The sequence below is a fragment of the Actinomycetota bacterium genome (genome assembly GCA_014360655.1).
Classification (GTDB): domain Bacteria; phylum Actinomycetota; class Geothermincolia; order Geothermincolales; family RBG-13-55-18; genus JACIXC01.
This window is the reverse complement of record JACIXC010000014.1, coordinates 40,642-62,180: the sequence shown is the minus strand read 5'-3', so window position 1 is coordinate 62,180 and position 21,539 is coordinate 40,642. Positions and strand designations below refer to the sequence as shown.

17 protein-coding genes are annotated in these 21,539 nt (G+C 67.2%); all 17 read right to left on the bottom strand.

Going from position 1 to position 21,539, the window contains the following annotated elements:
- Window positions 1-170: 170 nt before the first annotated feature.
- The 17 genes from secA to H5T73_09980 all read right to left on the bottom strand — a co-directional run bounded on the left by secA (window position 171) and on the right by H5T73_09980 (window position 21,318).
- Entirely contained in the window at window positions 171-2,804 is a 2,634-nt protein-coding gene (secA, locus tag H5T73_10060; GenBank protein ID MBC7248110.1) for a preprotein translocase subunit SecA, read from the bottom strand.
- A 474-nt stretch (window positions 2,805-3,278) separates the two neighbouring features.
- Window positions 3,279-4,643 (bottom strand): HD domain-containing protein, encoded by a 1,365-nt coding sequence (locus H5T73_10055; protein ID MBC7248109.1) that lies wholly within the window; start codon window positions 4,641-4,643, stop codon window positions 3,279-3,281.
- The gene (locus H5T73_10050) at window positions 4,640-6,307 is read right to left on the bottom strand and encodes an HD domain-containing protein (protein MBC7248108.1); all 1,668 of its coding nucleotides are present in this window, start codon (window positions 6,305-6,307) and stop codon (window positions 4,640-4,642) included. Before H5T73_10050 ends, H5T73_10055 begins: the two co-directional genes overlap by 4 nt.
- A 137-nt stretch (window positions 6,308-6,444) precedes the next feature.
- Complete coding sequence (raiA, locus tag H5T73_10045; GenBank protein MBC7248107.1) at window positions 6,445-6,990, bottom strand: ribosome-associated translation inhibitor RaiA; 546 nt, start codon at window positions 6,988-6,990, stop codon at window positions 6,445-6,447.
- Between the two features lie 516 nt (window positions 6,991-7,506).
- Complete coding sequence (locus H5T73_10040; GenBank protein MBC7248106.1) at window positions 7,507-7,761, bottom strand: flagellar biosynthesis anti-sigma factor FlgM; 255 nt, start codon at window positions 7,759-7,761, stop codon at window positions 7,507-7,509.
- Window positions 7,762-7,818: 57 nt separating this feature from the next.
- Window positions 7,819-8,523, bottom strand: coding sequence for a ComF family protein (locus H5T73_10035; GenBank protein MBC7248105.1), 705 nt, complete (start codon window positions 8,521-8,523; stop codon window positions 7,819-7,821).
- Window positions 8,524-8,875: 352 nt separating this feature from the next.
- Entirely contained in the window at window positions 8,876-10,009 is a 1,134-nt protein-coding gene (locus tag H5T73_10030; protein ID MBC7248104.1) for an NDP-sugar synthase, read from the bottom strand.
- A gap of 129 nt (window positions 10,010-10,138) precedes the next feature.
- Window positions 10,139-11,149 carry an S-methyl-5-thioribose-1-phosphate isomerase gene (gene mtnA, locus H5T73_10025; GenBank protein MBC7248103.1) on the bottom strand — a complete coding sequence of 337 codons (1,011 nt, stop codon included), beginning with the start codon at window positions 11,147-11,149 and terminating at the stop codon, window positions 10,139-10,141.
- Between the two features lie 193 nt (window positions 11,150-11,342).
- Window positions 11,343-12,599, bottom strand: a complete 1,257-nt coding sequence (locus H5T73_10020; protein MBC7248102.1) for an adenosylhomocysteinase — start codon at window positions 12,597-12,599, stop codon at window positions 11,343-11,345.
- 80 nt (window positions 12,600-12,679) lie between these two features.
- Window positions 12,680-13,633, bottom strand: a complete 954-nt coding sequence (locus H5T73_10015; GenBank protein MBC7248101.1) for a GDP-mannose 4,6-dehydratase — start codon at window positions 13,631-13,633, stop codon at window positions 12,680-12,682.
- A gap of 92 nt (window positions 13,634-13,725) precedes the next feature.
- Entirely contained in the window at window positions 13,726-14,844 is a 1,119-nt protein-coding gene (locus tag H5T73_10010) for an NDP-sugar synthase (protein ID MBC7248100.1), read from the bottom strand.
- Between the two features lie 697 nt (window positions 14,845-15,541).
- Window positions 15,542-16,501, bottom strand: coding sequence for a GDP-mannose 4,6-dehydratase (locus tag H5T73_10005; protein ID MBC7248099.1), 960 nt, complete (start codon window positions 16,499-16,501; stop codon window positions 15,542-15,544).
- A 204-nt stretch (window positions 16,502-16,705) separates the two neighbouring features.
- Window positions 16,706-17,569, bottom strand: coding sequence for a glycosyltransferase family 2 protein (locus tag H5T73_10000; GenBank protein ID MBC7248098.1), 864 nt, complete (start codon window positions 17,567-17,569; stop codon window positions 16,706-16,708).
- The gene (locus H5T73_09995) at window positions 17,566-18,573 is read right to left on the bottom strand and encodes a glycosyltransferase (protein ID MBC7248097.1); all 1,008 of its coding nucleotides are present in this window, start codon (window positions 18,571-18,573) and stop codon (window positions 17,566-17,568) included. The genes H5T73_10000 and H5T73_09995 overlap by 4 nt, the downstream gene beginning before the upstream one ends.
- Window positions 18,574-18,583: 10 nt before the next feature.
- The gene (locus H5T73_09990) at window positions 18,584-19,747 is read right to left on the bottom strand and encodes a glycosyltransferase family 4 protein (GenBank protein ID MBC7248096.1); all 1,164 of its coding nucleotides are present in this window, start codon (window positions 19,745-19,747) and stop codon (window positions 18,584-18,586) included.
- A 57-nt stretch (window positions 19,748-19,804) separates the two neighbouring features.
- Window positions 19,805-20,203 carry a hypothetical protein gene (locus H5T73_09985; GenBank protein ID MBC7248095.1) on the bottom strand — a complete coding sequence of 133 codons (399 nt, stop codon included), beginning with the start codon at window positions 20,201-20,203 and terminating at the stop codon, window positions 19,805-19,807.
- A 236-nt stretch (window positions 20,204-20,439) separates the two neighbouring features.
- The gene (locus tag H5T73_09980) at window positions 20,440-21,318 is read right to left on the bottom strand and encodes a hypothetical protein (protein MBC7248094.1); all 879 of its coding nucleotides are present in this window, start codon (window positions 21,316-21,318) and stop codon (window positions 20,440-20,442) included.
- Window positions 21,319-21,539 lie beyond the last annotated feature (221 nt).

The following is a 21,539-nucleotide window of genomic DNA, read 5'->3' as shown; positions in this document are numbered from 1 at the left end:
CTCCCGGCCCCTCCGGGACGTCGCGCGCGGCATCCTCGGGCCACCGATGATAACGTGGCGGGGAAAGCGTGTAAACCCGGCCTTTCCTCCATGAACGCCTTCCGCGGGGGCCCGCCTCGCACCGACCGGCGCCTCTTACCGGTGCCGTTGCCCCCGCCTCCGCGGAAGGATCAGGCGCTCCTCCCGCAGCAGAACTTGTACTTCTTGCCGCTGCCGCAGGGGCAGGGTGCGTTGCGTCCCACCTTCTGCGAGCGCGCCGCCTGTGCCTGCCCGCCCCTTCCCTTGCCCCCTCCGTCCACCACCCGCACCGCGGGCCTCTCCTCCGCCCTGGCCACCCGCACGTGGAACATGTAGCGGAGGAACTCCTCCTCTATGCTGAAGATCATCTCCTGGAAGGTCTTGAAGGCCTCGTTCTGGTACTCCACCAGCGGATCCCGCCCCGCGAAGGAACGCAACCCCACGCTGTCCCGCAGGTGGTCCATGTCGTAGAGGTGGTCTCGCCAGCGGTTGTCGATGACGCGCAGCATGACCAGCCGTTCCAGCTCCCGCATGTCCTGTCCCTGCGCGGCGAACTCCTCCTCGCGCGCGGCGTACACCTCGCGGGCGTCCTCGCACAGGGCGTCCCGCAGCGCCTGCACGCTCGCCTTTTCCACGTCTATATCCTGCGGCGTGAAGGTGACCGGGTAGATGGTGGCCAGGTAGCGGAAGAGGCCCTCGAGATCCCACTCGGAGGGATGCACGTCCGGGTCGAGGTACCTTTCCACCGCCGCGCCGATGACCTCCTCGATCATCTCCTCCACCCTGGCATGGATGTCCTCCCCCTCCAGGATGCGCCTGCGCTCCCCGTAGATGACCTCCCGCTGCGTGTTCATGACGTCGTCGTACTTGAGGAGGTTCTTGCGCACCTCGAAGTTGTTGGCCTCCACGTTCTTCTGCGCCGTCTCGATGGCCCGCGTGACCATCCTGTTCTCGATGGGCAGGTCCTCGGGAAGGCGCAGGCGGTCCATGAGGGAGGCCACCGTGCCGGAAGCGAAGACGCGCATGAGGTCGTCTTCCAGGGAGAGGTAGAAGCGGGACATGCCCGGGTCCCCCTGGCGCCCGGAACGCCCACGGAGCTGGTTGTCGATGCGCCTGGCCTCGTGGCGCTCCGTGCCCAGGACGTACAGGCCGCCCAGCTCGATGACCCTTTCCTTCTCCCGCGCACACCGCTCGCTTACCTCCTGCAGCTTTCGCTCCCATTCCTCCCAGGGGACCCCCGCCTCCGCCAGCATGCCCTTCCAGGCCTCCTCGTCCATCTCCACCTTGCCCAGGAGCTCGCGCTGCGCCAGCATGCGGGGGTTCCCCCCCAGCATGATGTCCGTGCCGCGGCCGGCCATGTTGGTGGCGATGGTCACCGTGTTCAGCCTTCCCGCCTGGGCCACGATCTCCGCCTCGCGGGCGTGGTGCTTGGCGTTCAGCACCTGGTGGGGGATGCCCCGCTTCTTCAGCATGGCGGAGAGGCGCTCCGACTTCTCGATGGATATGGTCCCTACCAGGACCGGCTGTCCCCTCTCGTAACAGGAGGCGATGTCCTCCACCACCGCCCTGAACTTGGCCTCCTCCGTCTTGTAGATGACGTCGTTGTGGTCCACGCGGATCATGGGCAGGTTGGTGGGGACCTCCACCACCTCCAGGCCGTATATCTCCTCGAACTCCGCGGCCTCCGTGGCCGCCGTTCCCGTCATCCCCGCCAGCTTCTCGTACATGCGGAAGTAGTTCTGCAGGGTGATGGTGGCCAGGGTCTGGTTCTCCTGACGCACCCGCAGCCCCTCCTTGGCCTCGATGGCCTGGTGCAGCCCGTCGCTCCAGCGCCGGCCGGGCATGAGGCGCCCGGTGAACTCGTCCACGATGACCACCTGGCCGTCGGTGACCACGTAGTCCACGTCCCGGCGGTAGAGGTCCTTGGCCTTGAGGGCGTTCTGCAGGTGGTGCACCAGGGGGGTGTTGAGGTGGTCGTAGAGGTTGTCCACCCCCAGCAGGGACTCCACCTTGTGGATACCCTCCTCGGTCACGGAAACGGTGCGCGTCTTCTCCTCCACCTCGTAGTCCTCGCCAAGCCTGAGGCGGGGCGCTATGCTCGCGAACTGGCGGTAGAGGCGCGCGGATTCCTCCGCCGCCCCGGAGATGATGAGGGGGGTGCGCGCCTCGTCGATGAGGATGGAGTCCACCTCGTCCACGATGGCGTAATGGTGGCCGCGCTGCACCATGCCCTGCAGGCTGACCTCCAGGTTGTCCCTCAGGTAATCGAACCCAAACTCGTTGTTGGTGCCGTAGGTGACGTCGGCGGCGTAGGCCCTGCGCCGCTGTTCCTTGGGCATCTGAGCCTGGATGAGACCCACGGTGAGGCCCAGGAAACGGTATATGGCCCCCATCCACTCGCTGTCGCGCCGCGCCAGGTAATCGTTCACGGTGACCACGTGCACGCCCTTGCCCTCGAGCGCGTTGAGGTAGGCGGGGAGGGTGGCCACCAGGGTCTTGCCCTCGCCGGTCTTCATCTCGGCTATCTTGCCCTGGTGCAGGACTATGCCCCCCAGGATCTGGACGTCGAAATGGCGCTGTCCCAGGGTGCGCACCGCCGCCTCCCGCACCACGGCGAAGGCTTCCGGGAGGAGCTCGTCGAGGGTCTCTCCCTTCTGCAGGCGGGACTTGAACTCCCCCGTCCTGGCGCGCAGCTCATCATCGCTCAGGCCCCGCACCCCGGGCTCCAGCGAGTTCACCAGCTGCACCACCTCGGCGAGCTGTTCCAGCCTCTTGCGCTCTCCCATGCGCAAGACCCTGCCGAGCGCCTTTAACAATCCTTCTCTCCTTTTGTTCCGCTGTCCCTTACCTCTTCGTCGCCTCCGTCACAGATCACCCGCCGGCGGCAAGCTCCGCCCTACCTCCACGCGCCGCCGCGCGGCGCCTTCCCGCCGGCCCTCCGCGCTTGTGCGGCCTTCCGCCGGGCGGGCGCTCCCGACCGCCTGAGCCTCCCATGTTCATATCTTACCAGGAAGGAGAGGGAACGCGCCGCCCGCCGGGACGAAGCAACTCCCCGCCGACGCGTCCCCTCCCCATGGATTACCATATACTGGTAAGAAATGCCTGGTGACCGCGCGGCCGCCGCGGCGTCGGACCTTCCCGTTCGCCATCGTCAGATCCCGGCCGTTACGACAAGGGCGCAAACGCCGCGCGTGTCCGGACCTGTCCGCACCGGGAACCGGGAGGCGCCGGCACGAAGCCGGCCGCCTTCCCCCGCCACCTTACCCCTGTTGCTCTTCCTCCCCGAAGATCTCCTCCAGGCTCTCCTTGAGCTCCTCCTCCTCGAGGACCTTCGCCCTCTGCCTTATCTCCCTCTCCGGCCTGCGGCGCGCCCTGCCCTGAGCCTCCACCACCTGGGAGAGCGTGCGCAGCACCATGGAATCGTACTTGTGCCCGCGCTCCAGCCCCATCTCCTCCAGGGCTTCCTGCGAGGAAAGCCGGCGCTTGGGGTGATTGGTCATGACGTCGTAATCGCTCACCACCCCTATTATCCTCGCGCCCAGGGGAAGGCGCGTGGCCCCCTCCTCCGACGCGGGGTGGTGGTGACGCACGAGGTGGGAGAGGGAACGCAGGCGGGGAACCTGCTCCAGCACCTCGGCCCCCCTCGCCGCGTGCTCCCCCTCCTCCGCGTCCTTGCCCTCTATGCGCCCTATGTCATGGAGCACGCAGGCATAACGGATATCGCGTATGTCCCTGGCGGAGACCCCCATCTCCCTGGCCACCTCCACCGCCAGGTTGGCCACCCGCCCGGAATGCCCGGGGATGCCGCGCGAGAGGTCGAACGAATCGCCGATGATGCGCATGGTCTGGAAGAACCTGTCATCCAGCTCCTTGTCCCGGTTGGACTCCGCTCGTACCAGCAGAAGGGGTATGAAGAAGACCAGGAAACTTATCCATGGTATCCTCGGGAAGTAGAGGGCCATCAACGCTCCCGCCCCGGTGATGGAAAGGTATACGGGCAGCGTCTGCCGCACGTGCTGGGGAAGCACCGCCTTCCAGCTCACCCGGTCGGAGATGCTCGTCTCCACGGCGGCGGTAGCCATCTCGCCCAGGTAGAAGACCAGCGCCATGGCCAGGAAGGCCACGGGGAACAGCAGGTCGCGATGCATGACCACGGGGTTGTAGTAGGTGAAATAGACCTTCTCGGGGGTGGCTTCCAGCACGAAGTGGGGGGGATAGGGGTTCCACGAGTATTCCCAGCCCAGGAAGGCGATGAGCCGGTAGACCAGCCCGGCCACCGCCACGATGTAGGTGCGCTGTATGATGTGCGCGAAGTCCCCCTCCTCCGCCCGCTGCACGCGGTAGAAGACGCGCCCGAGCAGGCTGCCGACGAGGAATATCCACACCGCTTCCGGCACGGGCCGGATGGCCAGGATGCATAGGAGCGCAGCCATGCCCAGCCGCAGGGGTCTGCCCCAGGGGAACTGCACACGCCAGGCCTCGAAGAGGGCCAGGAAGGCGATGAGCCCCGCCGTGCGCACCGGGTCGAGGTCGGACCACTTCACGAAGGCGGTGCTCGCGCCGAGCGCCACCAGGAAGGCGAGCAGCGACAGGTAACGCAGCAGCTTTCCCTGCGCCTCGCTCACGTCCCCTCTACCTCCTCTCCCGCCTCGGCTCCGGATGCCGGGGGTCCGCTACCCTCGATGCCCTCGCGTGACTCCCCTCCTTCTTCCGTCTCCTCCAGCTCGCGCATGGCCTCCCTCTCCAGCCGCTCGCGCGCCTCCCTGCGCGCGCGCAGCATCTCCTCGCGTTTCCTCGCCCTGCGCCCAACCGCGCGGCGCTGCTTCTCCCGCGGCGCCTCCGACGCCTCCGGCGCCACGCCCGGCTCGGCGCCCTCCGCCTCCACGGCAACGGGTCCCCGCTCCCCCCCGCGCCCCTCCAGGGCGGCGATGAAATGCTCCACCACCTCCGGGTCGAACTGCAGCCCGCTGTTCTGGCGTAATTCCGCTACGGCCCTCTCGTGCCCCTTCGCTCCGCGGTGGGGCCGCTCGTGGGTCATGGCGTCGTAGGCGTCAGCAACGGCGATTATCCTGGCGCTCAGGGGGATGGTCTCCCGCGCGAGATGGTCGACGTACCCTCCCCCGTCGTAATATTCGTGGTGGTGCCTCACCGCCTCGGCCATGTCCGCCAGGTAGGCGACCTCCTCCAGCCGTGAGCTGCCTTCCAGGGGGTGCGCCTTTATCCTGTCGAACTCCTCCTCGCTCAGCGGGGAGGCCTGCAGGAGGATCCCCAGGGGTATGGCCGGCCTTCCCAGGTCGTGGAGGAGGGCGGCATGGCGCAACCTCCTCACCTCGAAGAGGGAGAGGCGCATCCTTTCGGCGATGAGGGTCGCGTACTGCGCCACCCGCGAGGCGTGACCGTCCAGGTAAGGCTCGCGCCTCTCCAGGTAGGTGACCAGGGTCTCGACGCTGCGGTCGTACGACTCCAGCAACTCGATGTTCCTGCCGCTGAAGTACCACGAGATCCCCAGCAGGACGACCAGCGAGAGCACGGCGAAGAGGCCGCGCAGGTACGCGGAGACGGAACCCTCCACGAGGGGCCTGCCCAGAGCGTCGAGAACGGGCTCGCCCGTCGCGCCCTGCACCAGGTGGAAGGCGTTCTGGGCGTAGATGATGCCCACACCCAGTCCCACCAGCCCGTATATCAACTGGTTGGGAAAGAGCCGCAGGGCGTCGACGCGCAGGAAACCCAGCGGGCTCACGCCGCGCAGCAGCGCGAGCGCCGCCGCGATCGCGGACGTGTTGAACGCCCAGAAAAGGGCCGCCGCCGCGAGGGCCGGGAGCACGGAACGCAGGCCCTGGGAGAACGTGAAGAGCTGCGAGCTGCCATTCAGCGCGTGGTAGAGGGCGGAGGCCATCCATATCCCCAGGGAATAGACGGCGGCGTTGAAGAGCATCTTACCGGCGCTTTCCCTCTCCCGCCACAGGCGCAGGTTGCCGGCACCGCAAAGCGCCACTATCATCGCCGAGGGCGTGTTGAGGGCGGCCATGGCCGCGAAGAGGGCTATGATGCCGTAGGTGGAACGTCCCGCCGTGGACATCTCCTCGCCCATGCTCTCGCAGAGGACGGCCAGTATCCCCAAAATGACCACGGAGAACCACAATACCGGCTGGTCCTTGGCCAGGGTCAGATAGAGGATGACGGCCAGGGATGCCGCGCAGCCCGCAATGGCCGCCGCCAGCAGCCCGCGCTCGCCGCCTTCCCCGCTCCTCGTGCGGCCTTCACCGCTCCTCGTGCCACTGTTTTCCATGTCGTGAGTCCTCGCCCCGTGCATGCCCGCGGCACCCTGCGCCGCCGCGGAGCCCTCCCCTCAGAGGCGCATGGATGCTCCCCTCCGCACAACGTAGTCCAGGACCTGGCGCAAGAGCTCCACCAGCTTGCGCACGCTCACCCTCCGGGCTCGATCAAACCGTAGTTCCCATCTTTTCTTCTATAAACGACGTTGGTCTCCTCCGTGTCGCTGTTTATGAAAACGAAGAAGTCGTGTCCCACCAGCTCCATCTGCAGGCAGGCCTCCTCGGGCGTCATCGGCTTCAACGGGAAGCTCTTCGTCTTGACGATGACGGGCTCCCTCTCCTCACCCTCCTCCGGGGCTCCGGAGGGTTCCTTGAAGGGGTTGCGGGCGTGGTGGGAGCGGTCGATGAGCTTCTTCTTCACCTTGCGCGCCTGGCGCTCCAGCTTGTTGCACACCAGGTCTATGGCCTGGTACATGTCGCTCGCCGACTCCTTGGCGCGGATGACCGGCCCGCTGGAGAAGATGGTCACCTCCACCACCTGGCTCTCCTGTATCTTGGGGTTCTTTTCCACGCTCATCTCTATCTCGGTCTTGATGATGCGGTCGAGGTACTTGCCGACCCGTCCCACCTTCTCCAGGGCGTACTCGCGCAACGCTTCCGTCACCTCGAGGTTCTTTCCCTTGACGATCACCTGCATCGCGTCAGCTCCCTTCTCCCTCGCGAAAACGCCCATACCCCTCATGCGGACGGTATGGGCTGGCTTTACTTCCTGTCACGCGACGGAGGGACGCCGGGCGAGCCCCGCGCGGCCTCTCCGCCAATGCGCATAAGACTAACATATGTCCTTTCCGATGCCAACCGGCGCGGCGCGCGGCCGCCTTGCACCCCCACCGCTCATCCCCCGCCTAAAGAGGAAGGCCTCGAGGCCCGGCTGACCTGGTCTTTGCCCCCACACTCGCCTGCTGAGCGGCTCGCAGCGAACGGGATACCGCGTAGGACCTCTCCGCGTCCGCCACTACTACGCTTCTCCGGTTCCGCCACCGGGCAGGTCTTACCCCTAAGCCGCACCATGCTCACCAACCAATAGTTGGCTTACGTGGGTCGTTTCGCCTGCGGCTGGCATCGACTTTCAACCACAGACCCGGGTCGAAGCCTTCCATGTATACATTATAATGCGTATCCCCGACGACAGACAGCGGGTGCCAAGATGGCATCAGCGCAGGGAATCAGCCACCAGGCGGCCCAGCATCATGTGGGCCACCTTCTCGCCGCTGACCAGGTAGCGGTTCTCCTCCACGGCTTCCCTCAGGGGGCGCACCAGCTCCGCCCTCACCTCGGGAACGAGCCGCATGCGGTCGAGGACGAGGCTTTGCAGCCGCCGGTCCACGGCGGCCCCCCTTCCGCGCGCGAGGGGAGGCTGGGAGAGGAGGCGGAGCGACTTCTCTATCTCCCCGTCCGATATGCGCATCTCGCTCCCCTCCTTCGCGTTCTCACATATACTTATCGGCAACTTCGCCCGCTGTTTTTACGAAAGGGAGTGTACGAGGTCGCGCGCGAGCACGCACGCGATCACCCTCCCGGCCCCCGCCCTCTTGAGCATCCTGGCGCACTCGGCGAGGGTGCATCCCGTGGTCATCACGTCGTCCACGATCACCACCTCACCGCCGCCCTCCAGCCCCCGCGAGACCCGGAAAGCGCCCCTCACGTTTCCCTTCCTCCTGCGGTGATCCAGCGACGCCTGGGGCGAGGTGGCCCGGCTCCTCTCCAGGAGAGCGGCGAAGGGCAGGCCCAGAGCCGCCGCAACCGCCCTGCCCAGCACCTCCGCGTGGTCGTACCCCTTGGCGCGGCGCTTGCGCGCGTGCATGGGGACGAAGGTCACCATGGGTTCTCCGTCCGAAAGCAGCGGGGCCAGCCTGGCGGCCGCCATGAAACCCAGCGGCCTGGCCAGCCTCCATCCGTTGCCGTACTTGAGCTTGTGGATGATGGAGCGCAGGGGTTCCTCATATTTCGCAAGCGCGCATGTCGAGTCGAGGTGCCTTACCCTTCCGCGGCAGAGCAGGCACCACTCCACCTCGTGGAGGGTGGGCTTGCCGCAACGGAGGCACACCGGGCCCCGGATGAGGGGGAGGGAGGAGAGACAGGAGGCGCAGAGCTGCCTGCCCTCGTACCTCCCACACCCCGCGCAGCGGGTGGGGAAGAGCAGCTCCGTAAGCGATCCCCGTCCTAACATATTATATATATTATATAAGTTAGATAATATGTCAATACCCTTGCGGCCGTCGCGAGAACGCCGCCGGAGGAGAGGTTCCCCACGGAAACGATGATGATCCCGCTTTCACGGGAGCGAGAGCGTGGCCCGAGGGCACGCATGAGGCCTGCGCGTGGCGTGACCGGATGCCATGGCAACACCGCATCATCGGGACCAGGTCCGAGGGTATGCACGCGGCTCGTGCGGGGGTGACCGCCATGCGGCCTACCGCGGGCGCGGTGCCCGTGGCCCGTTGACCGCGCACGCTGGTTGGGCCCGAGGATGCGGGGGCGGGTGGCCACCGGGCGTGCCGGGATCCGGGAGGCGGGCGTGGTTATTCCGTGTTTTCTTCCCCCCTGAAGTGGAGCTCCTTTTCCAGGACGGTGCCCGGCACGATGCTCACGCCGGGGTGGACGACGGTCCCCTCCCCGATGACGCTGCGGTGCCCGATCACCGTGTCCGCCAGGAGGGTCGCCCGGTCGCCTATCTCCGCCTCCCACCCCACTATGGAGTCCATGAGGTGGGCGTCCTTGCCGATATACCCGTCCCCCCACTTGATGCCGCGGTAGAGCATCGCGCCCTCGTCTATCGTCGTGCGGTCGCCGACGATCAGGGGCCCGAAGAGGCGCGCGCCCTTCTTCACCCGGCAGTGCGAGCCGATGCACACGGGGCCCACCATGACCACGCCCTCCTCGATGACCGTCTCGTCCCCTATCCACACGTCCTCGCCGATGTGCACGCCGGGGATGTGCACCTTGACTTTGCCGGTGAGGGCGTCGAAATTCCCTCGCTTGTATTCCTCGATGCTCCCCACGTCGTTCCAGTAATCCCCGTGCGTATACCCGTAGAAGGGCACGCCCTCGGCGAGAAAACGCGGGAAGAGCTGCGAGCCGAAGTCGTAGAACTCGCCCGCCGGTATCATGTCCAGCACCCCGGGCTCGAAGACGTAGATGCCGCTGTTGGCCACGTTGCTGCGCGCCTCGGCGCGCGGCGGCTTCTCCTGGAAGCCGACGACGCGCGCTTCCCCGTCGGTGAGGACCACGCCGTACTTGGAAGGATCTTCCACGGGGGTGAGCACCAGGGTGGCCAACCCCCCGTGCCCGCGGTGGAACTCCCACAGGGCGGTCAGGTCCAGGTCGGTCAGCGCGTCGCCGCTGATGACCAGGAAGGTATCGCCCCCCAGCTCATTCTCCAGCTTCTTGACCCCGCCGGCTGTGCCCAGGAGCTCCTCCTCCTCGGAGTAGGTTATGGAAACCCCCCACCTGCTCCCGTCCCCGAAATACTCCTTGATGACCTCCCTGTAATAGTGGATGTTCACGTAGATCTCGCGAAAACCGTGGCGCTCCAGGAGTTCCACGATATGTTCCATGACCGGGCGGTTGACGATGGGCACCATGGGCTTGGAGATCTCCTCCGTCAGGGGGCGCAGGCGCGTCCCCAGCCCGGCCGCAAGTATCATCGCTTTCATGATGCGTAGACCTCCCCTGCCCGGTTCCCGCCCTTCAAGCCCTTCGCTCTTTCGCTGGCGGGTTCTCCCTCTTTCATAACACGCCGACCTCCCCTGCCCGGATCCCGTGCAATATCCTCAACCGGAGCCCTACGAGAAGAGCTCCCGGAGGCTCTTCCCGTAGGGCGGACGGGCTACCTTTTTCTCGGTGATCACCGCCGCTATCAGCTCGGCGGGGGTGACGTCAAAGGCGAAGTTGCGCGCCGCCACCCCCTCCGGCGCGACCCGCACGCCGCAAAGCTCGGTCACCTCGCGGGGGTCTCTCTCCTCGATGGGGATGGCGGAGCCGTCGGGCACGCCCAGGTCCAGGGTCGACAAGGGAGCTGCGATATAGAAGGGCAGCCCGTGGCGGCGTGCGAGCACGGCCAGGGTGTAGGTCCCTATCTTGTTCGCCGTGTCCCCGTTGGCGGCCACGCGGTCGGCCCCCGTGACCACCACGTCCACCTCGCCGCGCGCCATGAGGTGTCCCGCCATGTTGTCGCATATCACGGCCATGTCTATGCCCTCCCGCCGCAGCTCCCACGCCGTGAGGCGCGCCCCCTGCAGCAGGGGCCTCGTCTCGTCCACCCACACGAAACGGACCTTGCCCCGCCTGTGCCCCGTCTTGATGACCCCCAGGGCGGTGCCGTATGAGTAGGTGGCGAGCCCCCCCGCGTTGCAGTGGGTGAGGACGCGACATCCGTCGGGCAGGAGCTCCGCCCCCAGTTCCCCTATGGCGCGGTCCGCCTCGTCCTGCTCCCGGGCGATGGCCTCCGCCTCCGCGAGGGCGCGCTCGTACACGCCGCCCTCCCCCGCGGCGAGGGCCGCGCCGCGCACCCTCTCCAGGGCCCAGGTGAGGTTGACGGCGGTGGGGCGCGTCGCCGCCAGCTCCCGCGCGGCCTCCTCCATCATACGTCGACCGCCCGCGGCGGCGGCGAGGGCGAGCCCGAACGCCGCCGCGATGCCGATGGCGGGAGCCCCGCGCACCCTCATGCTCCGGATGGCCTCCGCGACCTCCCGCCAGTCCGCGATCTCGAGGTAGCTTTCCTCGCCGGGAAGCAACGTCTGGTCCAGGATGACCACCCTGCCGTCCCGCCAGTCCACCGCGCGTAACTCCGCCATCTCCCCGCGCCCCCGTCGTAACTCTTTTCCGGCCGCGGCGGCCTTCCCGGCCCTCCCCGCTACCGCGCGTTCAACGCCTCGTCTCCCGCGCGGATGAGCCATGCCGCCGAACCCGGGAGCGGCGGGAGCCCCGCGGGGGCCATCAGCATGGCCGCCGCCATGACCGTTACCATGTTCTACCAATCAGGCTACATCACGTCCCCATCTCCCAGGAGGTCAGGTACTCCTCCTGCTCCGGGGTGAGGGTATCTATCTCGATGCCCATGGAGGCCAGCTTGAGGCGGGCTATCTCCCGGTCCAGCTCCTCGGGCACGTCGTACACCACCCTGTCCAGGTCGGCGTGGGCCCCCTTCACGTATTCCACGCAAAGGGCCTGGTTGGCGAAGGACATGTCCATGACGGAGGCGGGGTGCCCCTCCGCGGCCGCCAGGTTCACCAGCCTCCCCTCCGCCAGCAGGTAGACGCGCCTGCCGTCCTGCAGCACGAACTCCTCCACGTTCTCCCGCACGCGGCGCCGCGACACCGCCATCTCCTCCAGGGCGGGGATGTCGATCTCCACGTTGAAGTGGCCGGAGTTGGCCAGGATGGCGCCGTCGCGCAGCGCCTCGAAATGCTCCCGGCGCAGCACGTGGATGTCCCCGGTGACGGTGACGAAGAGGTCGCAGGCGGAGGCGGCCTCCATGGAGGTGCCCACGTGGAACCCCTCCATCACCGCCTCCAGCGCGCGCAGGGGATCGGTTTCCACCACCGTGACGTGGGCGCCCATGCCGCGGGCGCGGGAGGCCACTCCCCTGCCGCACATCCCGTAGCCGAAAACGGCCACCCTTCTCCCCGCCAGCAGCACGTTGGTGGCCCGCAGGATGCCGTCCAGGGTGGACTGCCCGGTCCCGAAGCGGTTGTCGAAGAGGTGCTTGGTCATGGCGTTGTTCACCGCGATGACCGGGTAGAGGAGCACCCCCGCCTCCGCCATGGCGCGCAGGCGGATGACGCCTGTTGTGGTCTCCTCGGCCCCCGCCCACACCTCGCGCGCCTGTTCCTTCCTCTCCGCGTGCAGGGTGGAGATGAGGTCGGCGCCGTCGTCCATGGTCACCTGGGGGCGCGTGTCCAGCACCGCGTTGATGTGGGAGTAATAGGTGTCCTTGTCCTCGCCCCGCACGGCGAAGACGGGGATGCCGTGGTGCGTAACCAGGGAGGCGGCCACGTCGTCCTGGGTGGAAAGCGGGTTGGAGGCGCAGAGGGCCACCTCCGCCCCACCCGCCTTGAGGGTTATCATCAGGTTGGCCGTCTCCGTGGTCACGTGCAGGCAGGCCCCCACGCGCATCCCCTCCAGGGGCTTCTCGCGCCGGAAACGCTCCCGGATGAGGCGCAGGACGGGCATGTCCCGCTCCGCCCACTCTATCCTCAGCCGTCCTTCCTCGGCCAGGCCGGGGTCGGCGATGTGGTGCTCCATGTCATCTCCTCCCGTGACTTCTTGGCCCATCACTTTCCTTCTATGGCATTATTTTCCAAATGCCTTCTTCGTTCCACGCCTCACACGCGCTCCCTCCAGTAATCGAGGGTGTCCCGCAGGGTCTTCTCGAAAGGGATCTCGGGTTTCCACCCCGTCGCGGCGCGGAACTTACTGCAGTCGCAGACGAGGAGCTCCACGTCCGAGGGGCGCATGCGCTCCGGTACCGGCCGCACCTCGATCTCCCGCTCCGTGTAGGAGAGGAGCAGGTCCAGCACCTCCCGGATGGAATAGACCTTCCCCGACCCTATGTTGTAGACCTCTCCCGCCTGCCCCTTCTCCAGCGAGAGCCAGTAGGCCCTGACCATGTCCCGCACGTCGGTGAAATCGCGGCGGGCGTTGAGGTTGCCCACCTCGATCACGGGCGGCTTGACGCCTTTCTCGATCTCGGCGATCTGCCTGGCGAAGTTGCTGGTCACGAAGACGTGGCCGCGGCGCGGGCCCTCGTGGTTGAAGGCGCGCGTGCGCACCACGTCCAACCCGTAGCTGCGGTGGTACTGGAAGGCCAGCATGTCCTGGGCCACCTTGCTCACCGCGTAAGGCGACAGGGGCCGCAGGGGGTTCTCCTCCGTTATGGGGGTCTCGTGCTCGAAGACCAGCCCGTATTCCTCGCTGGAGCCCGCCACGTGCAGGCGGGCCTGCAGCCCGAGGTCCCGCATGGCCTCCATGACGTTCAGCTGCGAGATGATGTTGGTGGTGAGGGTTTCCGCCGGGGCTTTCCACGAGGTCGGCACGTAGCTCTGCGCCGCGAGGTGGAATATGTAATCCGGCCTCACCTCGGCGAGGGCGCTGCGCACCGCCGCGGCGTCGCGCAGGTCACACTCGACGAGGCGCACGCGGTCCGCGAGGTGCTCGATGTTCTCCATGCGCGACCGCCAGCGCACCGTGCCGAACACCTCCACGTCCCCGCGCGAGAGGGCGTACTCCGTGAGGTGGCTCCCCACGAAACCCGTTATTCCCGTGATAAGGATACGCAAGTCTCTTCCTCCTTCTTCCACGTGCCTCTCTTACGTGCCTCCCCTGCGCCTCCCCTGTGCCTTCCCGAACATGTGACGGAGCCGCATCCCGCTCACGACTGGAACCTGAGGGTGTGCGGGGGGAGCACCGCTCCCGGCCATACCCTTATACCACACCTGAGCTCGTTATCGTCCCCGACCACGACCTCCCCGCCTATGACCGCGCCGTCGCTGACGTGCACCCTCTCCCCGACGCGTACCCCCCGGGAGAGGACGCAGCCGCGCAGCACGCTCTCCGCGCCCACCACGCAGCCCTCGTGCAATACCGCCCCCTCCAGGTGGGCGCCCTCGCCTACCACGCAACCCGGGCCGAGAACGCAATCGCTGGAGACGAGGGCGTGCGGCGCGACGCGGCAGCCGGGGCCGATGACGCAGGGGCCGAACACGGAGGCCCGGGGGTCGATCTCCACCCCCTCACCCACCCACACCGAGGGCTTTATCTCTTCGCCCTCGAAGGCGAACGGCAGGCGACGCCGCATGATGTCGTAGTGCGCCTGCAGGTACTTGGCGGGCGTCCCGATGTCCATCCAGTAGGCGTCGCTGGGAAAACCGTACATGGGGACCCCGTCCGCCAGCAACCGCGGAAAGAACTGCCGCTCGAAGGAATAGGGCTCACCGGCGGGCACCAGCTGCAAGAGCTCCGGCTCGAGCACGTAGGCGCCGGCGTTGACCAGGTCGGTGGTCACCTGGTCCCAGCTCGGCTTCTCCAGGAACTCGAGGATCCTGCCCTGCCGGTCCAGGGGGACCAGCCCGTAAGCGGTGGGGTCCTCCACGCGCGTGAGGTAGAGGGTGGCCTTCCCGCCCTTCTCGCGATGGTAGGCCACGAGGGTGGTGAGATCGACGTCGCAGAGCACGTCCCCGTTGAAGACCAGGAAGGTGCCCTGGATGTGATCTTCCACGTTCTTCACCGCCCCGCAGGTGTCCAGCGGCTCCTCCTCGGTGACGTAGATCATCCTGGCCCCCAGGTGACTCCCGTCCCCGAAATAGGAACGGAAAACCTCCGGGAGGTAGGAGGTGGAGAGGATGATCTCACGCACGCCGTGACGCAGGCACAGTTCCACCTGGAACTCGAGGAAAGGCCTGTTGACCAGGGGCATCATGGGCTTGGGCGTGGTCAGTGTGAGGGGGCGCAACCGCGTCCCCTGTCCTCCCACCAGGATCACCGCCTGCATCTTCCACCTCCGCTTCCCACGGGAGCCGCCCAAGGGGATGTTCTCCCGGTTCCGAAGACGCCTCCTCGTCGCGGCCCCTTCGGCAACTCCACAACACGCCCGGGGCGTTCTTCCCGTGATGCCGCCTCCCGCCGCCGTATCGCCGCCCGAGGGCCGGAAACCGCTCCGGCGCGCTCCGCCGTGCGACGCGCTTCCGGCCTCCGCTCCGCGCGCAATCCCCTCCGGCCTCCGCTCCGCGCGCCGCCCTTTTCACCCCCGCTGCCGCGTCGGCCCGGCAGGAAGGGCGCGGGCAACGTGGCGACATAGAGCAATATATAGAAAGAACGGGCGGTTAATCAAACTCCACCCTTTCGCTTCCTCGACCAGGCGTCGTGCCACGGTCAGGCGTCGTACCATGGTTCCTGGACCGAACGTGCGGGAGATCACTCTTCTCCTTGTGTCGAATTTGCTTGCCATGCCGGGATGATAGGGTGGCCTCCCAACCCTTTTCAAGCCGGAAGGCGCCTACAGGGCGATACAACATCCCTAAAAACCCCCGCGCGAAACGGCGCCTTCATGCCGGCCTCCTCGCCGCCGTGGAGGCCGTTGTTGCCCTGCAGCCCCCGGTGACCTTCTCCCCCGCGCCGCTGCGCCCTCATCGGGCTCGCGCTCCACCTCCTCCATGCGATGAGGACCTCGCCGCCGCGACGGCCACGCTTCATGCTCCCCTCGCGACCTCGTCCCGCCACCATCGCAGGAGGTCCTCGAGGGTGCGCTCGAGGGGAATGGACGGCGACCAGCCCGTCGCCTCCCTGAGCCTGCGGTTGTCCCCCCTCAGCACGGGGATGTCGGCCGGCCGCAGCTTTCCCGGGTCGACTTCCACCTTTATGGGGATCTTTCCCAGGGAGAGGAGGATGTCGAGTATCTCGTGGATGGCGCGGTCGCTGCCGCTGCACACGTTGTACACCCCGCCGGGCGCGCCCTTCCTCACCAGCAACCAGAAGACGCCCGCGAGATCCCGCACGTCCGAGAAATCCCTCCTGGCCTCCAGGTTCCCCACCCTTATGACAGGCTCCCTCCTGCCGACTTCCGCCTCCGCGATCTGCCGCGCGAAGTCCGAGGCCACGAACTCCGGCGACTGGCCGGGGCCTATGATGTTGAAGGCGCGCGTGACGACCACTCGCGTGCCGTAAACGCGGTGGCAGAAGGAGGCGTGGAACTCCTGCATCACCTTGCTCAGGGCATAGGGGCTGGCCGGCCGCAGCGGGTGCTCCTCCGTGAGGGGCAGCTCGTCCTCCTCCACGTGCCCGTATTCCTCCGCCGAGCAGGCGACGTGCACCACGGCGTCCAGGCCGCATTCACGCAAGGCGCCGAAGACGTTGTCCTGTCCCTGCAGCGCGATCTCGTAGGTGAGCCGCGGCTCCTCCCAGGAGCGGCGCACCGAACTCTGCGCCGCCAGGTGAAAGACGTAATGCGGCATGAACTCGCCCACGCGGCGGAGGAGCGTATCGCGGTCGAGGACGTCACAGACCTCGTAGCGGCAGCGCTCCCATGCCGAGGGGTCTTGGGGCGGATGCAGTCCGAGCCCCAGCACCTCCACCCCCTGCTCGCGCAGGTGGGCTGCCAGGTGCCGGCCGACGAAGCCGTCAGCCCCGGTGATCAGAGCCCGTTCGGCCATGTGGCCTCCCTTTTTCTTTCCTCTTCCTTGCCCTATTCCTTACCCCCGTCCTCGCCCTTCCCCTCTACCTTCCCCTGACCTTTCCCTCGACCTTTCCCCGCGCCCCGCGCGCTCCCCCTCCTTTTCCGGCCCCCCTTTCCCGGTCGCCCCCAATCCCTTCTTCTTCCCTTCGCCCTGCCCTTCCCGGCCGCCCTTTTCCGGCGCTCACCCGCGCCCGCTCCTCCGGCGTGCGCGTCCCACGGCCAGGGTGAGCAGGAACCTCGCCGCGAGCCCGGTGAGCACCACCGGGGCGAGCAAGCGTCCCCTCCACCCCGGGTAGCGGCGGCGGAAGAAGATGAACATGCTGCGATGGTGCTCGAAAAGCATGCGCGTGGACTGCTGGGAGCTGGTGCGGCCGATATGGTGCACCAGGCGGAAGGCGGGGTGGAAGACCACGCTATAGCCGGCCCGGCGCAAGCGCCAGCAGAGGTCCACGTCCTCCACGTACATGAAATAAGCCTCGTCGAACCCCCCCACGTCGAGCGCCGCCTCCCGGCGCAGGAGCATGGCCGCGCCGGAGACCCAGTCCACCTCGCAGGGTTCCTCCCGGGCCAGGTCCTTCATCTGGTAGGACCTGGTAAACGGGTTGTCCGGCCACAGCTCCCCCAGGAAACCGTGCACCACGTTCTCCAGCATGGAGGGGAAGCGGCGGCATGACATCTGGAAGCTGCCGTCGCCGTTGAGCACGAGCGGCCCCAGCGCCGCCACCCCGGGATGCTCGTCCAGGTAGGAGACGACCTCCTCAAGCCCCCCCTGTATGAACTCCACGTCGCTGTTGAGGATGAAGACGTAGGGTTCCCGCGCCGTCCTGACGCCCAGGTTGCAGGCGGAGGCGTAGCCGGGATTGCCGGGGTTCTCCGCCAGTCTCACCCAGGGGAACTCTTCCCTCACCATCTCCCGGCTCCCGTCCGTGGAGCCGTTGTCCACCACCACCGCGGGCAGCCTGCCCAGCTTTTCCTCCAGGGAGAGAAGGCAGCGGCGCAGGTCGTCGCGTGTGTTGTAATTGACGATCACCGGGGCCACCTTCATTGCCGGACCCTCCCCGCCCTGCTCCGCAGGCCCGCGAGGTAACCCGCCATCTTCGCCGCGTCGATGAGGAAGAGGAGCGCCGGCAGGGCGAAAAAGGCCGCGGCGCCCTCGAGCGCCCCCCTTCCCCTCATGTGGAAGGGGACGCGCAGCCAGCGCCGGCCCACGTAGAGCGCCGCCGCCGCGGCCGTGGGCACGCGCAGGCGACGTCCCCGCTCCGTCGCCGCCACGCAGGCCAGCCAGCCGTAGGCCAGGAAGCGCACGGCGTGCCGCTGCGGGTACATGCCCGCCTCGCCGTCCCCCCGCGCATAGAGGAAATACTGGCGCAGCAGGGAGAGGAGGTCGGGCCGCATCCTCCACCACACCAGGGCCTCCTTGTTGAGCCTGTGCCTTATTCCCAGCCTTTTCCAGCAATGGTTGAAGTACATGTCCTCCCCTATGGGCAGCCATTCCGGGTACCCGCCCACCTTCTCCCACACCTCGCGCCGGAAAGCGAGGGAGCGGGAGGAGGGCATGAAGCGAGCTTCCCTCACCTCCCAGGGAAGCGGGAGGGTGGCGCAGGCGGCCAGGTGCTCGAACCAACCGCGCGCCAGCGGCTGGTAAAAACCGGCAACCAGCTCCACGCCGGGATCCGCTTCCATGGGCGCCAGGAGGTTCTCCAGCCAGCGAGGGTGGAGCACGCATCCCGCGTCGCTCACGGCGATGACGTCGCCGCCCGCCAGGGAGACGGCGCGGTTGCGCCCCCGGGCGATGTTGCTCCCCGGCAGCACCTCCAGCCGCACGGGAAAAGGGGCCTCCCGCGCGAGCGACCTCAACGCCTCCAATGTGCCGTCGCGGGAACCGCCGTCGACCACCACCACCTCGTCCGGAAGACGCGACTGGGCCAGGATGCTGTCCCACCATTCGGACAGGGTCGCTTCCTCGTCGCGCACCGTGGCCACCAGGCTCACCCGGCAAGCGCCGCCCTCGCCCTCCCGCTTGGAGTGATCCCGCGCCGGCAAGCTCACGCCCCCTCCATCACCCGGGATTCTCCATCACCCGGGAGTATATCTCCCGCACCTCGCGCGCCGCCTTCTTCCAGGTGAACCTGCGCGCCCGTTCCCTCCCCTTCTCCACCAGGCGTGAGCGGAGGGCCCTGTCCCCCAAAAGCCCCTCCACCTTGTCCGCGATCTCCTCCGCGTCCAGCGGGTCGTCGAGCAGCAGGGCGGCGTCTCCCACCACCTCGGGAAGGGAGGCGCGGCGGGAGGTGATGACAGGCACCCCGCAGGCCATGGCCTCCAGGGGCGGCAGGCCGAAGCCCTCGTATATGGAGGGGAACACCAGCATGTCCGCCTGGACGAGGAGCGACTTCAACCTCTCGTCCGGAACGTACCCGGTGAAGATCACCTCCTCCCGCAACCCCAGGTCCGCCACCCGCCGGCTGAGCTTGTTGTACTCGATGTTGTTCAGCCTCCCCAAACCCCCTCCCCCGATCACCGCCAGCCTGTGGCGCAACCCCCGCCTCCGCAGCAGGTTGAACGCCTCCACCAGGGTGGCCAGGTTCTTGCGCGGATGCAGGTTGCCGATGTAAGCGATGTAGGGCGGTTGCAGGCAGTAGGCGCGCAGGGCCGTCTCCATCTCCTCGGGGGAAGGTGCCTTGAGGAACACGGGGTTCAGGCCCGGGTAGACCACGTGCACCTTTTCCTCCGCCAGGCGGTAGACGTCCTGCAGCTCCTCGGCAGTGAAGCGGGAGTCCGCCAGCACCACGCGCGACCTCTCCAGTAACTGCGGCAGTGAACGCAGGAAGCGCCTTATGCCCTTGCTCTGCATCTCCGGGAAACGCACGAAGTTGATGTCGTGCACGGTGGAGACGAGGCGGGCGCTGCGCAGCGCGGGCGCTTGGTAATTCGTGGCATGGAAGATGTCGAAGTCGCCGAGGAGGGATTCGGCGGGCAGCATCCCGGTGCGGCTCCACCAGGTATAATAGAGGAAGTTGGCCGGCAGGTTATACCCTTTCACCTCCATGCCCGGAAAATCCGGCGCCTCCCTGCGCAGCCGCCGGCCCCTGCGCAGTGACAGGGCGAAGAGGCCGACCTCCAGGTCCGCGTCCTCCAGCAGGAGGTGGGAGATGAGCTGCTGCGTGTAATGGCCTATGCCCGTCTTCTCCAGCAGAAAGGGCGTCCCGTCGAAGAATACCTTCATCTTGCGCCCTTCATCCCTCGCCCTTCTTCTTCCTTCACCCGGCGACGGGCTCGCCGCTCAGGGGGCCGCCTGGGTCCACTGTCCCCAGTTGATGAGGATGATGCCTGCCACTATTGCCGCCACCCCCAGCCAGTTCAGCGCGATGATTTCGCGGGATTCGAAGAACCTGTCGTAGAGCATGACCACGATGTAGGTGAGGCTGACGAAGGGGTAGGCCACCCCCAGGGGCACGTCGGTGAGGACGATGAGCCAGAACATCGCAGAGGTCACGAAGATGACCAGCCCCAGTACCACCAGCCAGGTGGTGACGATCTCCCTGACGAAGGTGGCGGGCTTCTTGAGCAGTTCTCCCGCCCCCATGCCCGTGCGTTCCTTAACCTCACCCATACCGCGCCGCAGGCATATCTGCCCGCTGATGGCCAGCCCCACGCTCACCAGTATGAGAACGTAGGACATCGGTTTTACGGCTGCTTCCATCGTCCCTCCTTGACCTCACGGAACGGCACCTGCCATGCCCGCATGCGACCCGTCTCCTCCCTCTCCCCGGCCGGCCGCGCAAACCGGCTTTTCCCGGCCGCCCCTGGTACCTTCGCAAACGCCGCGCCGGGCACCGCGGCACCGACACGTCCGAGCACATTATACCAGCCGGGGACGCCGCGCCCGTCCCGCCTCCGGGGAAGCGTCCCGGGCGCTCACCCCGCCTCGGTGAACGTCGCCGGCGCCTCTATGGAGGAAGGCGGGCTCCCGTGATACCCGGAGAAGACCAGCTCCATCCTGCCGGAGACGGACACTTCGCCTTCCTCGCCGGAGTCGGTCTCCATGATCATGCGCACGGGCAGGCCGCTCTCCACGGAGATCCACAACCTCACGGCCATCTCCCCCGCGTACTCCCCTTCCCCGAGCTCCGGGTACTTCTCCAGCAGCGCGGGGTCTTCCTGCAGCCTCATGTCGACGAGCTCCCGCCCACTCGCGCGCAGCGACAGGTAGGCGCAGCGAACGCCCTGCACCTCCTCGTAACCCAGCCACTCCACGCTTCCTCTAATCCCGGTCACCCTTTCCATGAGCTTCGGGTAGTCCAGGAAACGCGACTGGCCCTGCGGCGGCGTGTAATGCACCCAGCCCATCACCCCCAGCTCGGCGGACAGCCTCTCCCCCATCACGTAAGCGGTCTTACCTCCGTCCACGGTGATGTACGAGAAGGCGTTCACGGCCTCCTCCCCCGGCTGCAGCGAACTCCTCAACTCCTGGCGGTACTCGTATCTCTCGCGCCCGGGAAGGATGATGTCGCCCTCGGCCTTGAACCACTCCTCGAGGATGCCCTGGGCGGTGCGCACGACGTTCGTCGATTCCTGCACAAAATGGAGGTAGCCGCCAGCCGCCGCGTATTCGCTGACCGCCTTCCCGCACGCGCTCAGCCACTCCGCGGGGCTTTTCCCGCCGCCGCAGCCGCCTATCACCGGCGCCGCCGACAGCGCGAGCGCGGCAGCGAAAACGGAAAGGCGCAGCGGCCTTCCGCGGGCGACGCCGCAATACCTCGCGCCGTCTCGATACCGCCGGCTCTCTCTCCGCACCGTTACCCTTCCGCCGTTCCCCTACCGCTCTGTTTCCGTTGCGTCCACGGCGTTTCCGCGCCGGTCAGCTCCAGCCGGGAGACAAGGAAACGCGCATCATGCTCTTTGTCCCAGCTGCGTCCACGGCGTTTCCGCGCCGGTCGGCTCCCACACCAGTCAGCTTATATATTGCGGCGAGCGCGTGGCAAGCTCGCGGCCGGGCGGCGTGACGCCCCTTCTTC

Bases quoted from the DNA above. Each gene is read 5' to 3' on its own strand.
- secA (MBC7248110.1), bottom strand. From the start codon at position 2,804: ATGGGAGAGCGCAAGAGGCTGGAACAGCTCGCCGAGGTGGTGCAGCTG.
- H5T73_10000 (MBC7248098.1), bottom strand. From the start codon at position 17,569: ATGAAGGTGGCCCCGGTGATCGTCAATTACAACACACGCGACGACCTG.
- H5T73_10050 (MBC7248108.1), bottom strand. From the start codon at position 6,307: ATGGAAAACAGTGGCACGAGGAGCGGTGAAGGCCGCACGAGGAGCGGG.
- H5T73_10020 (MBC7248102.1), bottom strand. From the start codon at position 12,599: ATGGAGCACCACATCGCCGACCCCGGCCTGGCCGAGGAAGGACGGCTG.
- H5T73_10030 (MBC7248104.1), bottom strand. From the start codon at position 10,009: ATGAAAGCGATGATACTTGCGGCCGGGCTGGGGACGCGCCTGCGCCCC.
- raiA (MBC7248107.1), bottom strand. From the start codon at position 6,990: ATGCAGGTGATCGTCAAGGGAAAGAACCTCGAGGTGACGGAAGCGTTG.
- H5T73_10005 (MBC7248099.1), bottom strand. From the start codon at position 16,501: ATGGCCGAACGGGCTCTGATCACCGGGGCTGACGGCTTCGTCGGCCGG.
- H5T73_10035 (MBC7248105.1), bottom strand. From the start codon at position 8,523: ATGTTAGGACGGGGATCGCTTACGGAGCTGCTCTTCCCCACCCGCTGC.
- H5T73_09985 (MBC7248095.1), bottom strand. From the start codon at position 20,203: ATGTCCTACGTTCTCATACTGGTGAGCGTGGGGCTGGCCATCAGCGGG.
- H5T73_09990 (MBC7248096.1), bottom strand. From the start codon at position 19,747: ATGAAGGTATTCTTCGACGGGACGCCCTTTCTGCTGGAGAAGACGGGC.
- mtnA (MBC7248103.1), bottom strand. From the start codon at position 11,149: ATGGCGGAGTTACGCGCGGTGGACTGGCGGGACGGCAGGGTGGTCATC.
- H5T73_10040 (MBC7248106.1), bottom strand. From the start codon at position 7,761: ATGCGCATATCGGACGGGGAGATAGAGAAGTCGCTCCGCCTCCTCTCC.
- H5T73_10010 (MBC7248100.1), bottom strand. From the start codon at position 14,844: ATGCAGGCGGTGATCCTGGTGGGAGGACAGGGGACGCGGTTGCGCCCC.